The organism is Agreia sp. Leaf210 (genome assembly GCF_001421485.1).
Taxonomy (GTDB): Bacteria; Actinomycetota; Actinomycetes; order Actinomycetales; family Microbacteriaceae; genus Agreia.
The window spans coordinates 45,104-58,059 of sequence record NZ_LMKK01000001.1 but is presented as its reverse complement, the minus strand read 5'-3'; the positions used below and the strand labels follow the sequence as shown (position 1 = coordinate 58,059).

Annotated in this window: 14 protein-coding genes; 12 read left to right on the top strand and 2 right to left on the bottom strand. The window is 66.0% G+C overall.

Annotated elements, in window-relative coordinates:
* The first annotated feature begins 2 nt into the window (after window positions 1–2).
* Together ASE64_RS00295 and hemW are read left to right on the top strand one after the other, a co-directional pair.
* Window positions 3–656 carry a DUF1990 family protein gene (locus ASE64_RS00295; RefSeq protein ID WP_235480427.1) on the top strand — a complete coding sequence of 218 codons (654 nt, stop codon included), beginning with the start codon at window positions 3–5 and terminating at the stop codon, window positions 654–656.
* A 28-nt stretch (window positions 657–684) separates the two neighbouring features.
* A complete protein-coding gene (hemW, locus tag ASE64_RS00290) occupies window positions 685–1,908 on the top strand; it encodes a radical SAM family heme chaperone HemW (protein ID WP_055774356.1) in 1,224 nt (407 codons plus the stop codon).
* Window positions 1,909–1,921: 13 nt separating this feature from the next.
* On the opposite strand, the gene ASE64_RS00285 is transcribed toward hemW, so the two are convergent.
* Entirely contained in the window at window positions 1,922–2,302 is a 381-nt protein-coding gene (locus ASE64_RS00285; protein ID WP_055774353.1) for a DUF4870 domain-containing protein, read from the bottom strand.
* Window positions 2,303–2,367: 65 nt separating this feature from the next.
* Window positions 2,368–2,922: a DUF4870 domain-containing protein gene (locus ASE64_RS00280; RefSeq protein WP_055774350.1), complete on the bottom strand. Its 555-nt coding sequence runs from the start codon at window positions 2,920–2,922 to the stop codon at window positions 2,368–2,370.
* A 182-nt stretch (window positions 2,923–3,104) separates the two neighbouring features.
* Here ASE64_RS00280 and hrcA point away from each other — a divergent pair, with 182 nt between their 5' ends.
* The 10 genes from hrcA (at window position 3,105) to ASE64_RS00230 (ending at window position 12,950) form a co-directional block, all read left to right on the top strand.
* The gene (hrcA, locus tag ASE64_RS00275; protein ID WP_055774348.1) at window positions 3,105–4,127 is read left to right on the top strand and encodes a heat-inducible transcriptional repressor HrcA; all 1,023 of its coding nucleotides are present in this window, start codon (window positions 3,105–3,107) and stop codon (window positions 4,125–4,127) included.
* 96 nt (window positions 4,128–4,223) lie between these two features.
* The gene (gene dnaJ / locus ASE64_RS00270) at window positions 4,224–5,330 is read left to right on the top strand and encodes a molecular chaperone DnaJ (RefSeq protein WP_055774345.1); all 1,107 of its coding nucleotides are present in this window, start codon (window positions 4,224–4,226) and stop codon (window positions 5,328–5,330) included.
* 2 nt (window positions 5,331–5,332) lie between these two features.
* Window positions 5,333–6,073 carry a 16S rRNA (uracil(1498)-N(3))-methyltransferase gene (locus tag ASE64_RS00265; protein ID WP_055774342.1) on the top strand — a complete coding sequence of 247 codons (741 nt, stop codon included), beginning with the start codon at window positions 5,333–5,335 and terminating at the stop codon, window positions 6,071–6,073.
* An 84-nt stretch (window positions 6,074–6,157) separates the two neighbouring features.
* Complete coding sequence (locus ASE64_RS00260) at window positions 6,158–6,520, top strand: histidine triad nucleotide-binding protein (RefSeq protein WP_055774340.1); 363 nt, start codon at window positions 6,158–6,160, stop codon at window positions 6,518–6,520.
* Entirely contained in the window at window positions 6,507–7,550 is a 1,044-nt protein-coding gene (locus ASE64_RS00255; RefSeq protein ID WP_055774337.1) for a PhoH family protein, read from the top strand. The genes ASE64_RS00260 and ASE64_RS00255 overlap by 14 nt, the downstream gene beginning before the upstream one ends.
* Window positions 7,547–8,014 carry an rRNA maturation RNase YbeY gene (gene ybeY, locus ASE64_RS00250; protein WP_055774334.1) on the top strand — a complete coding sequence of 156 codons (468 nt, stop codon included), beginning with the start codon at window positions 7,547–7,549 and terminating at the stop codon, window positions 8,012–8,014. The genes ASE64_RS00255 and ybeY overlap by 4 nt, the downstream gene beginning before the upstream one ends.
* Window positions 8,011–9,300, top strand: a complete 1,290-nt coding sequence (locus ASE64_RS00245; RefSeq protein ID WP_055774331.1) for a hemolysin family protein — start codon at window positions 8,011–8,013, stop codon at window positions 9,298–9,300. The genes ybeY and ASE64_RS00245 overlap by 4 nt, the downstream gene beginning before the upstream one ends.
* Window positions 9,297–10,211, top strand: a complete 915-nt coding sequence (era, locus tag ASE64_RS00240) for a GTPase Era (RefSeq protein ID WP_055774327.1) — start codon at window positions 9,297–9,299, stop codon at window positions 10,209–10,211. The genes ASE64_RS00245 and era overlap by 4 nt, the downstream gene beginning before the upstream one ends.
* A 48-nt stretch (window positions 10,212–10,259) precedes the next feature.
* The gene (dapA, locus tag ASE64_RS00235) at window positions 10,260–11,237 is read left to right on the top strand and encodes a 4-hydroxy-tetrahydrodipicolinate synthase (RefSeq protein ID WP_055774323.1); all 978 of its coding nucleotides are present in this window, start codon (window positions 10,260–10,262) and stop codon (window positions 11,235–11,237) included.
* A 36-nt stretch (window positions 11,238–11,273) separates the two neighbouring features.
* Window positions 11,274–12,950, top strand: coding sequence for a ribonuclease J (locus ASE64_RS00230; RefSeq protein ID WP_055774320.1), 1,677 nt, complete (start codon window positions 11,274–11,276; stop codon window positions 12,948–12,950).
* The last annotated feature ends 6 nt before the right edge of the window (window positions 12,951–12,956 follow it).

Here is a 12,956-nt window from a genome sequence, read left to right as displayed (position 1 = left end):
TCATGCTGCAGCGATCCACGCACACGGGCCAGTCTCTGACCTATGCGGCCGTCGGGGCCTCGCAGGCGCCCGACCTCATGTTCTACCCTCCGAAGGGCTACCGACCTGCAGAAGACAGCATCCGCATCGGTTCGGGGCGCGAGCGATTCGATGCCGCTGCAGCGACGCTGCTGGCGTGGGGCGTGCAGAAGAACAGCGGCATCGAGGTGTCGAACATCGAGCTGCCCACGCCGAGCGACACCGACTACGCGGGGCTCGTCTACGACGCCGACGGCACGCCGTTGGCCGCGCGCGACGTGAATCCCGAACTCACCTACTCCGAAGACGGAACGCCGCAGATCTCGGCCGGTGTCACGGCCGATCTGCGCATCCGGGCCTATGGTCGTGTCGTCACGGCTCCCGTGCGGGTCGTTATCGTCATCGACGAGCCGAACGAGGCGGGCTTCGCCTACGGAACCCTGCCCGGGCATCCGGAGGAGGGCGAGGAGAGCTTCGTCGTCACGCACGAGCCCGACGACTCGGTCTGGTTCACCGTGCGTTCGTTCTCGCGCGGCAGCACGGCCCTCTATCGCATGGTCTCGCCACTGCTGCGTCGACAGCAGCGACTCATGACGAAGCGGTACCTGCGCGCTCTTCTTCCCGGTCGCGCCGCGTGAGTAGTCACCGCGCGACGGGTCGGCGCTGATGGCGTCGGCGCTTCCCCTCGGCGATCCCGCCCCCCTCGACGGTCTCCTGCCGCCCGATTCCGACCGCGACGCCGCCGCCCGTAACTTCGGCGTGTATCTTCACGTTCCGTTCTGCCGCGTTCGCTGCGGATACTGCGATTTCAACACGTACACGGCCACCGAGCTTCGGGGTGCGAAGCAGTCGGACTACGCGTCTCAGGCGGTGGTCGAGGTCGACCTCGCCCGCCGAGTGCTCGAGCAGTCGGGCGTGCCGCGCCGAGAGGTGTCGACCGTCTTCTTCGGGGGCGGAACACCGACCCTGCTTCCCGCCGAGAACCTCGTGCGCATGCTCGCCGCCGTGCGTGACGCGTGGGGCCTGCAGCAGGGGGCCGAGGTCACGACCGAGGCGAACCCCGACAGCGTCGACGCCGACTATCTGAAGACCCTCGCCGATGCCGGGTTCACCCGGGTGAGCTTCGGCATGCAGTCCGCCGTGCCGCATGTGCTGCGCACCCTCGACCGCACCCACGACCCCGAGCGCGTGCCGCTCGTGGTCGACTGGGCGCGCGAGGCCGGGCTGCAGGTAAGTCTCGACCTCATCTACGGCACACCGGGGGAGTCGCTGGAGAACTGGCGCACGTCTCTCGAGAGCGCCCTGGCCTCCCGCCCCGATCACCTCTCGGCCTATGCGCTGATCGTCGAGCAGGGCACGAAGCTGGCGCGCCAGATCAAGTCGGGCGAGGTCGAGGAGCCCGACGACGACCTCGAGGCCGACATGTACGAGCTGGCAGACGAGATGCTCGCCGCCGCCGGGTACTCCTGGTACGAGGTCAGCAACTGGGCTGCGAACGACGCGTTCGTCTCGCGGCACAATCTCGCCTACTGGCAGGGCCACGACTGGTGGGGCGTCGGACCGGGCGCGCACAGCTACGTCGGCGACACGCGGTGGTGGAACGTCAAGCATCCCGCCGCATACGCCGAGCGCATCGCGGGCGGGCATTCCCCGGCCGCCGGCCGCGAGACTCTGGATGCGACGACCCGCGAGACGGAGCGGGTCCTGCTGCTCACCCGCATCCGTGAGGGCCTGCGCATCGACTCGCTCGGTGCGGAGCCGAGGCGTGAGGTAGCCGGGCTGATCGCCGATGGTCTCGTCGATGGGCGGTCAGCTATCCAGGGCACCGTGGTGCTCACTCTGCGCGGGCGGCTGCTCGCCGACGCCGTCGTGCGGCGCCTGACGAGCTAGCGCCCGACAGGAGTCACTTCACGAAGCGGATGGTCAGCGGGTAGCGGTAGTACTCGCCGGCGTTCGCTTTGACTGCCGCGATGATCATGAAGATGATCGCGGCGATCGCGAGGGGGAACGCGAGGATCGTTCCGATGAAGAAGGTGATGAAGCCGAGGAGCACGGTGGCGGTCAGATAGATCGCCAGCGAGATCTGGAAGTTCAATTCTTCGCGGGTGTGCTGGCGAATGAAGTCGCCTCGGTCTTTCAGGACGAGATAGCCGACGAGTGCGGGTAGGAATCCGAAGAGGATTCCGCCGAGGTGGATCAGCGTCGACCAGAGTCGCTGATCTTGCGGCGCCATCGGGGGCTGGGGCTGGTACGCGGCTTCGAACGGTGGCGGGGCTGCAGTCATGCCCCCATTAAACCAAAGAAGCGCCGATCGACTCGATGTGACGACCGGCGCTTCCCTTCAGCGGGCTACTTGATGAGTCGGATCGCGAACGGGTAGCGGTAGGTGCCACCGCCGTTGACCTTGACCCCGCCGATGATCGGAAAGACGATCTGGGCGGCCCAGATCGCCAGCACGAGGATCAGCGCGAGGATCGAACCGAGGATGGGAATGAAGCCGAGGATCACAGCGACGATCGAGTACGCGACCCACGCGATGGCGATCGTGATCTGGTAGTTCAGCGATTCCTTACCCTCCTGGTTGGTGAGAGGGCCGCGGTCTTTGAAGACCAACCAGATGATCAGCGGCGGGATGAAGCTGAGGACGCCACCGAAGTGCGCGAGCGACGCCCAGAGCTTGTCGTCGGACTGGCTGAGCGGCGCACCGGGCGCAGAGGCGGGCGGAGGGGTGTATCCGGGAGGCGGCGTCTGGCCACCGGTCGGAGTGCCGTACTGCGGCGGGACCGAGCCGCCGGCCGGGGTTCCGAAGTCGGGTGGGACCTGGCCTGCGGGAGGCGTGTAGGGAGGGGGCGTCGGCCCGCCCACACCCGAGGTGTTCTCAGGAGTTGCGTTGGGATCGGACATGAGTCGCGGCCTTTCGTCGCTGGATGAGGGCTTCCAGCACAAGATACTGCGGAACTCCTCCGGCGGGCAATGATCCCCAGGCGCCCTCGGCGAGATATAATTGGCACTCAGGATCTCCGAGTGCCAATCGTTCGCGAGACTACGTAGACGAAAGAGTGCAGCCGAGAGGGAGGTGTCGCGACATGGTGTCAGACCGCAGCCTCGAAGTGCTCCGCGTCATCGTTCAAGACTATGTGGCCTCCCGTGAGCCCGTGGGCTCCAAGTCGATCGTCGATCGACACTCGTTCGGCGTGTCCGCGGCCACCATCCGAAACGACATGGCGCTCCTCGAAGAAGAAGAGCTGATCACCGCTCCGCACACGTCGTCCGGGCGCATCCCCACCGACAAGGGCTACCGCCTGTTCGTCGACCACCTGGCCGACCTCAAGCCCCTCACCTCGGCTCAGCGCCAGGCGATCGAGACGTTCCTCGGCGAATCCGCCGACCTCGACGACGTTCTCGCACGCACGGTGCGCCTTCTCACCCAGCTGACCCGACAGGTCGCGATGGTGCAGTACCCGTCGTTGCAGCAGGCGCGGTTCCGCCACCTCGAGGTCGTCGCCCTGGCGCCGCAGAAGCTCCTCCTCGTCGTGATCACAGACTCTGGGCACGTCGACCAGCGCGTCGTCGACGTGCCCAGCGAGGTCGACGTCGACTTCCTCGGAGAGCTCCGCGCCAAGCTCAACACGGCCCTGACCGGCGTCGGCGTCGTCGAGGCGGCCGCCCGCCTCGGTGAGCTGCCGGGCATGTTCGCGGCATCCCGGATGCCGGTGGTGCGGGTCATCGTCGCCGCCATCGCCGATCACGTCGCGGCCACGCGCCACGACAAGCTGGTGATCGCCGGGGCATCCAACCTCGTGCGAACAGAGAACGACTTCCACGGCAGCATCCTGCCCGTGCTCGAGGCGGTCGAAGAACAGGTCGTTCTTCTGCGACTGTTCAGCGAGCTCGAGGCTGATCAGCGTGGAGTCTCGGTGAGCATCGGCCGCGAGAACGCTCCGTTCGGACTGGGGGAGACGTCGATCCTGGCCAGCGGCTACAGCGCACAGGGCGGTTCTCTCGCCCACCTCGGCGTGCTCGGTCCGACGCGCATGGACTATTCGAGCAATATCGCCGCCGTGCGTGCCGTGGCCCGCTATCTCTCCCGCGCCCTCGGAGAGAGTTGACCCTTCTTCCCCGCGCGTCGTCCGGACGCCGCCCCCATCTGACAGAACGCTGCCGCTTCACGGTCAGCGAATCCCGACTTATAAGGAGACGCCCGCGTGGCTGACCATTACGACGTGCTCGGCGTAGACAAGAGCGCCACCCCCGAAGAGATCAAGAAGGCCTATCGGCGTCTGGCCCGCGAGCTGCACCCCGACGTGAACTCGGCACCCGACGCCGAAGAGAAGTTCAAGGCCGTGACCCACGCCTACGACGTGCTGAGCGATCCAGGGCAGCGCCGCGACTACGACCGAGGGCCTCAGCAGGGGTATCCCGGCGGGCAGGGTGGCTTCGGCGGCTTCGGCGACATCTTCGAGACCTTCTTCGGAGCGCAGGGCGGCTCACGGGGTCCGAAATCGCGTGAAGAGCGCGGGCAGGACGCCCTGCTGCGCGTCGAGATTGACCTCGGCGAAGTCATCTTCGGAACGCACCGTGACCTCGAGGTCGACACGGCCGTGGTCTGCGAGACCTGCAACGGCTCGTGCTGCCAGCCCGGAACATCCCCCGTCACCTGTGACATCTGCGGCGGAAGCGGTCAGATCCAGCGGGCCGTGCGGTCTCTTCTCGGCAACGTCATGACGAGCGCGCCCTGCGGCACCTGCCGCGGCTACGGCACCGTCATCCCCGCTCCCTGCGTCACCTGCCAGGGCCAGGGCCGCGTGCGTGCCCGTCGCTCCATTCCGGTCGACATCCCCGCCGGAGTCGACACGGGTCTTCGGCTGCAGCTCATCGGCCAGGGCGAGGTCGGCCCCGCCGGCGGCCCGAATGGAGACCTGTACCTCGAGATGAAGGTGCGGCACCACGACGTCTTCAGCCGCAGTGGCGACGACATCCTCTGCACGCTCGAGGTCTTCATGTGGGATGCCGTACTCGGCACGACCTCGTCGGTCACGGCTCTCGACGGCGACATCGAGGTGGAGATCAAGCCCGGGACGCAGAGCGCGGAGATCATCACGGTGAAGGGTCGCGGCATCACCCACCTGCGCGGCCAGGGCCGAGGCGATCTCAAGATCGGTGTCCAGGTCACGACGCCCACGAAGCTCGACCACAAGCAGAAGGAGCTCGTGAAGCAGCTGGCGAAAGCTCACAAGTACCCTGCCCCGACGCTCGGCCACTTCCAGCAGGGACTGTTCGCCAAGCTGCGCGACCGCTTCCTCAACGTCTGACCATGAGCTCCCTGTTTCTGCGCTCCGACCTCGCAACGGTGCCGCACGCCGTCGGCGATGTCGTGGCGCTCGACGGACCCGAGGCGCGTCACGCGGTGACCGTGAACCGCCTTCGCGTCGGGGAGGTCATCTCGATCGGTGACGGCGCCGGGCTCGTGGTTCGCGGACCGATCAGCAGGGTGGAGCCGGCGGCGCTCGAGATCCGGGTCGAGTCGTCGATCCTGGATTCGGCGCCGATTCCCGAAGTCTGGTTGGCTCAGGCGCTCGCCAAGGGAGACCGCGACGAACTGGCCGTGCAGGCGGCGACCGAGCTCGGCGCATCCGGAGTCATTCCGTGGGCTGCCGAGCGATCGGTGTCGAAATGGACGGGTGCGAAGATCACGAAGGGTATGGAGCGCTGGGGCGCGATCGTGCGCGAGGCCGCCAAGCAGTCGATCCGCTCGTGGGTGCCCTCCGTCGAGCAGCACATGAACACCAAGCAGCTCGCTCGACTCGCTGAAGACGCGACGGTGCTCGTGCTCGACCCGTCGGCCGAGACCCGCCTCTCTCAGGTCGAGCTTCCCGCGGATGCGCGCATCCTGATTCTGGTGGTCGGCCCCGAGGGCGGCATCGCCCCGCACGAACTCGATCTGTTCGAGAGCCGCGGTGCGATCCGGGTGCGGCTCGGCGATGAGATCCTGCGCACGTCGACCGCTGGTCCATCGGCGCTCTCCGTGCTCAACGTGCGACTCGACCGCTGGTGACGGGCGCCTTCTCCGGGCTGTGCCCAGAGCGAACTCGCCCGGCGGCGCCTGCCGCGTCGGCGACGACGCTCTTAAGATAGAGACATGTCAACCTCAGGCGACGCACCCTCCATCTTCTCCCGCATCGTCGCGCGAGAGATCCCCGCGACCATCATTGCCGAGACCGATACGGTCATCGCGTTCGAAGACATCGCTCCGAAGGCGCCGGTACACGTTCTCGTCGTGCCCAAGACCGAGAAGTACCGCAACGTCGTCGAGCTTGCTGCCGGCGACCCTGCACTGCTCGCCGAGATCGTCGCTCTCGCATCCCGCATCGCCGACGAGCGCGCGGGCGGCGAGTTCCGCCTGGTGTTCAACACCGGAGAGGCCGCCGGGCAGACGGTGTTCCACGTTCACGCGCACGTCCTCGCCGGAGGCCTCGGAGAGGGTTCCCTTGCCGCCGGCTGAGAATTCCGCGTCGGGTGAGGCGCGCATCCACATCGACGGCATCGCCATGGTGCGCCTGCTCGGGCCGCAAGACCGGCTCCTCTCGACGATCGAGAAGCAGTATCCGGGCGTCGACGTGCACGTCAGGGGCAACGAGGTCACTCTCACCGGAGACGATGCCGACAACGTGGACGCTGCGAGACGTCTCGTCGAAGAACTTTTTCTCATGATCAAGAACGGACAGGATTTGACCTCCACCGAAGTCACCTCGAGCGCTGCGATTCTCGACGCCGACAAGAGCGCGAGCCCGGTCGATCTACTCGGGCAAGCGATTCTCTCGACCCGGGGCAAGAGCATCCGGCCGAAGACAGCCGGTCAGAAGGCCTACGTCGACGCGATCGACGAGAACACCATCGTCTTCGGAATCGGGCCGGCCGGCACGGGCAAGACGTACCTCGCGATGGCCAAGGCGGTGCAGGCGCTGCAGCGCAAAGAGGTCAATCGCATCATTCTCACCCGCCCCGCCGTCGAGGCGGGAGAGCGACTCGGCTACCTTCCGGGAAGCCTCACCGACAAGATCGATCCGTACCTCCGTCCCCTCTACGACGCACTCAATGAGATGCTCGATCCCGAAGTCGTGCCGAAGCTCCTGGCCGCGGGAACGATCGAGGTCGCTCCGCTCGCCTACATGCGCGGGCGCACGCTCAACGATTCGTTCATCGTGCTCGACGAGGCGCAGAACACCACGCCCGAGCAGATGAAGATGTTCCTCACCCGTCTGGGCTTCGGCTCGCGCATGGTGATCACCGGCGACATCACACAGGTCGACCTGCCCATGGGCACGAGCGGACTCCAGCTGGTGACCCGAGTGCTCGGCGACATCGACGACATCCACTTCGCCACCATGACCAGCGCCGACGTCGTCCGGCACACTCTCGTGGGTCAGATCGTCGACGCCTACACGAAGTACGACCAGATTCAGATGGCCAAGAAGGCCGGCGACACGATCGGCGCCTCCGAGCGAGACCAAAGGTACAAGAAGACGCGATGAGCATCGAGATCAACAACGAGTCCGCGATTCCGGTCGACGAAACGGCCATTCTGCGGCTCGCGACCTACGCGCTCGACCAGCTCCATGTGCATCCCGACGCGGAGCTCGCCATCGTCCTGGTAGACGAGGCCGCCATGGAACAGCTTCATGTGCAGTGGATGGACGAGCCCGGGCCGACCGACGTCCTGAGCTTTCCCATGGACGAGTTGCGCCCCGGCACCGAGGACGCGCCGACCCCACCGGGCCTGCTCGGCGACATCGTTCTGTGCCCCCAGGTCGCGGAGGTGCAGGCCGCCGGCGCGGGTCACACGATCCTCGACGAGCTCCAGCTGCTGACGGCTCACGGTGTCCTCCACCTCCTCGGATTCGACCACGCCGAACCCGACGAGGAGAAGGAGATGTTCGGTCTGCAGCGCGACATCCTCACCGGCTTCGCCGCCACCGAGCGTCGCCGACGTACATGATCACTGCACTCTTCCTGGTCGCCGCGTTCCTGCTCGTGGCACTGGGCGGGCTGTTCGCGGCCACCGACTCGGCTCTCGTTGTCCTCTCCAGGGCCGACATCGCCGAGCTCGCGGAGAAGTACCGGGCGAAGAGATCGCTGCGCGCGATCGCCGCAGATCCGAGTCCTCACATGAACGCGGTGAACTTCGCCCGCGTCGTCTCAGAGACGACCGCAGCGGTTCTCGTCACGATCGTTCTCACGGTCTGGATCGATGGCCCGTGGCTCGTTCTCCTGTTCGCGGCTCTGATCATGACGACGGTCTCATTCGTTCTCGTGGGGTCGAGTCCGCGCAGTGTGGGGAGGGCGCACCCGGAGGCCGTGATCGGTCTGACGGCGTTCCTGGTCCACGCTCTCCGCGTGGTGCTCGGTCCCATCGCCGGCGCGCTCGTCACCTTCGGCAACCGGGTGACGCCGGGCCGTCCTCGATCCGCGGCCTTCACCTCGGAGCAGCAGCTCCTCAGCATGGTCGACGAGGCGACGGAGCTCGACGTTCTCGAAGAAGAGGATCGCGAGCTCATCCACTCGATCATCGACTTCTCGGACACCGTCGTGCGCGAGGTCATGATCCCGCGCACAGACATGGTGACCGTCGACGACACCGCCACGGTCGGCCAGGGCATGGGGCTGTTCCTCAGCACCGGAGTGTCGCGCATGCCGGTGGTGGCAGACGACGTCGATGAGATCGTCGGCATCCTGTACCTGCGCGATGTCGCGCGCCTCACCCACGAGAAGCCCGCAGCCGTCGACAAGCAGACCGTTCGCGAGCTCGCACGCCCCGCCCTGTTCGTGCCCGAGTCGAAGAAAGTTGACGACACGCTACGACAGATGCAACTCGACTCCAATCACCTCGCCATGGTTGTGGATGAGTACGGTGGAATCGCCGGGCTCGTCACCCTCGAAGACCTGATCGAGGAGCTGGTCGGAGACATCTCCGACGAGTACGACCGAGAGATCGTGGAGGTGGAGAACGTGTCGGACGGCGTCTACAGAGTCAGCGCACGGCTTCCTGTCGACGAACTCGGCGAGCTCTTCGACCTCGAACTCGACGACGACGACGTCGACTCCGTGGGCGGGCTCCTCTCGAAGGAACTCGGTCGCCTGCCGTCGAGCGGATCTCGCGTGACGACGTCGGGCCTCGTGCTCACGGCGGAACGTACAGAGGGTCGACGCAAAAGAATCAGCACCGTTCTGGTGCAACGAGACATGTCGGCGACGCCGGCCGTCTCAGAGAGAGGATCCGAGTGACCGACTCCGGCACTGCACAAACCCCCGACTTCCGAGCGGGATTCGTCTCGTTCGTGGGGCGTCCCAACGTCGGCAAGTCGACACTGACCAACGCCCTGGTGGGGGAGAAGGTCGCGATCACCTCCTCGAAGCCGCAGACGACCAGGAGAGCGATTCGAGGGATCGTGCACCGCGAGGACGGGCAGCTGATCCTCGTCGACACTCCGGGCATGCACCGGCCGCGCACGCTCCTGGGCGAGCGGCTGAACGCGATCGTGCAGACCACCCTCGGCGACGTCGACGTGATCGGGTTCTGCATCCCTGCCAACGAGAAACTCGGCCCCGGCGATCGGTTCATCAACGAGCAGCTCGAGAGCTTCCCCAAGGCGAAGAAGGTCGCCATCGTCACCAAGATCGATGCGGCATCGCGTCCGGCCGTCGCCGAGCAGCTCCTCGCCGTGTCCGAGCTGCGCGACTGGGCCGCGGTCGTTCCGGTGTCGGCTCAGAGCAGCATCCAGCTCGATATCCTGTCAGCCGAGCTGATCCGTCTCCTCCCCGTGTCGCCTCAGCTCTACCCGACCGAGCAGACGACCGACGAAGGGCTCGAGGCGCGCATCTCCGAATTCATCCGCGAAGCCGCGCTCGAGGGAGTGCACGACGAGCTGCCGCACTCGCTGGCTGTGACCATCGACGACATCATCGAGCGCGACGACCGCGAGCTCGTCGAGATCTACGCGAATGTGTTCGTCGAGCGCGACAGCCAGAAGGCCATCATCATCGGCAAGGGCGGATCGAGGTTGGGCGCCGTCGGCGCCACCGCCCGCGAGCAGATCGAACCCCTCATCGGCAAGCAGGTGTTTCTCAGTCTGCGAGTCAAAGTGGCGAAAGACTGGCAGCGTGACCCCAAGCAACTCGGGCGACTCGGATTCTGACGCCGACGTGTCAGTGTGCGGGCTTGTACGACCGGTAGCCTGTAACCCGTGATCACGAAAGAGAATCCGTTCGGCCAGGTACTCGTGGCCCTCGTCACCCCGTTCACAGCCGACGGAGAGGTCGACTGGCCGAGCGTCGAGAAGCACATTGACAACGTCATCAGTCATGGTGCAGACGGCATCGTCGTCTCGGGGACGACGGGGGAGACCTCGACGCTCACCGACGCGGAGAAGCTCCAGCTCGTGCAGGTCGCCAAGTCGGTCTCTGCAGGTCGCGCGAAGGTACTCACGGGCGGAGGGTCGAACGAGACCGCGCACGCCATGCAGCTCGCTCGCCAGAGCGAGAAGGCCGGCGCCGACGGCAATCTCGTCGTGACTCCCTACTACAACAAGCCCACGCAGGCCGGGCTGCTGACGCACTTCCGCATGATCGCCGATTCCACCGATCTGCCGGTCATTCTCTACGACATCCCGGGTCGTACGGGCGTGCCCATCACCTACGAGACGATCCTCCGACTCGCGAAGCACCCAAACATCCTCGCCATCAAAGACGCCAAGGGCGACTTCAGCGAGGTCAGTCGCGTCATCAACCAGACCGACCTCATGTACTTCTCCGGCGACGACGCCAACGTGCTGCCGCATCTGTCGATCGGCGCGACCGGTCTGATCGGCGTCACGAACAACATCGCCTCCGGCCCGTATCGAGTGATGGTCGACGCCGTGAACGCCGGGGATCTGGCCACGGCCACGGCCGCGCACCAGTCGCTCGAACCGCTCGTTCGCGCGGTCATGACCCACGTACCCGGCACGGTAGCGGCCAAATACATTCTTCACGGCCTCGGCCGTATCGGCAGTCCCCGCGTTCGGTTGCCCCTCGTGGGCCCCGAAGAGTGGGAAGCCGCGCACATCGAGAACGAGATCGACCTGGTCAAGGGGATTCCCTCGATCGACTTCACCAACTTCCGCCCCGACCGCAACGCCGCCGCCGGCGGCGCTCTGCCGAAGGTCGCGGGCACCACACGCTAGCCCCATCCGGGCCGGCACCACGAGCTAGGAGGGCACATGCCCAACATCGCATACGAACCGCGCGCCCTCGCCCCTGACACTCTCCGGGTCATTCCGGTGGGTGGCCTCGGCGAGATCGGCCGCAACATGACCGTCTTCGAGATCAACGGCAAGCTGCTGATCGTCGACTGCGGCGTGCTCTTCCCCGAAGAGCACCAGCCCGGGGTCGATCTGATCCTGCCCGACTTCTCGATCGTGCGCGATCGCCTCGACGACGTTCTCGGCATCGTGCTCACCCACGGCCACGAAGACCACATCGGCGCCGTCCCCTACCTGCTGCGCCTGAAGCGCGACATCCCCCTCATCGGCTCGGGGCTCACGCTCGCGCTCATCGAGGCGAAGCTCAAAGAGCACCGCATCAAGCCGTACACGCTCACCGTCGTCGAGGGGCAGATCGAGCAGTTCGGCCCGTTCGAACTCGAGTTCGTCGCCGTGAACCACTCCATCCCCGACGCGCTCGCCGTGGCGATCAAGACGGTCGCGGGCAATGTGCTGCACACCGGCGACTTCAAGATGGATCAGCTGCCGCTCGACAACAGACTCACCGATCTTCGCGCCTTCGCCCGTCTCGGCGAAGAGGGCATCGACCTCTTCCTTGTCGACTCGACCAACGCCGACGTACCGGGCTTCACCGCCCTCGAGCGTTCGATCGGGCCGGTGCTCGACGACGTCATCCGCCGTGCGCCCCGCCGCGTCGTGGTCGCCAGCTTCTCGAGTCACGTGCACCGTGTGCAGCAGGTTCTGGATGCCGCGCACAACAACGGACGCCGGGTCGCCCTGCTGGGCCGCTCGATGGTGCGCAACATGCAGATCGCGGCAGAGCTCGGATACCTCAAGGTTCCCGAGAACGTGCTCATCGATTTCAAGAAGGCGGGGGACATCCCCGACGACAAGATCGTGTACATGTCCACCGGGTCGCAGGGCGAGCCCATGGCCGTGCTGAGCCGCATGGCCAATGGTGAGCACCAGGTGGAGATCGGCGAGAACGACACGGTCATCCTCGCGTCGAGCCTCATCCCCGGCAACGAGAACGCCGTCTACCGCATCATCAACGGCCTCATGAAGCTCGGAGCCAACGTCGTGCACAAGGGCAACGCCAAGGTGCACGTCTCCGGGCACGCTGCGGCGGGCGAGCTCCTCTACTGCTACAACATCCTGAAGCCGAAGAACGTTCTGCCCGTGCACGGGGAGCAGCGTCACCTCGTGGCGAACGCGAAGCTGGCCCAGCAGACCGGCATTCCCGAAGAGAACACGATCATCGCCGAAGACGGCACGGTCATCGATCTGAAAGACGGCGTCGCTTCTGTCGTCGGCCAGTACGACCTCGGGTTCGTGTACGTCGACGGTTCCAGCGTCGGCGAGATCACGGATGCCGATCTCAAGGATCGCCGCATTCTCGGCGAGGAGGGTTTCATCTCGATCATCGTGGTGATCGAGGCCCAGACCGGTCGAGTCGTCGTGGGACCGGAGATTCACGCCAAGGGGTTCGCCGAAGACGAGTCGGTGTTCGACGACGTGAAGCCCAAGATCGTCGCGGCCCTGGCCGAGGCATCCAAGAACGGAATGCACGACCAGCACGCCATGCAGCAGGTCGTCCGCCGCACCGTGGGTCGCTGGGTCAACACGTCCTACCGTCGTCGTCCGATGATCGTTCCGCTCGTCATCGAGGCGTAGTCACGA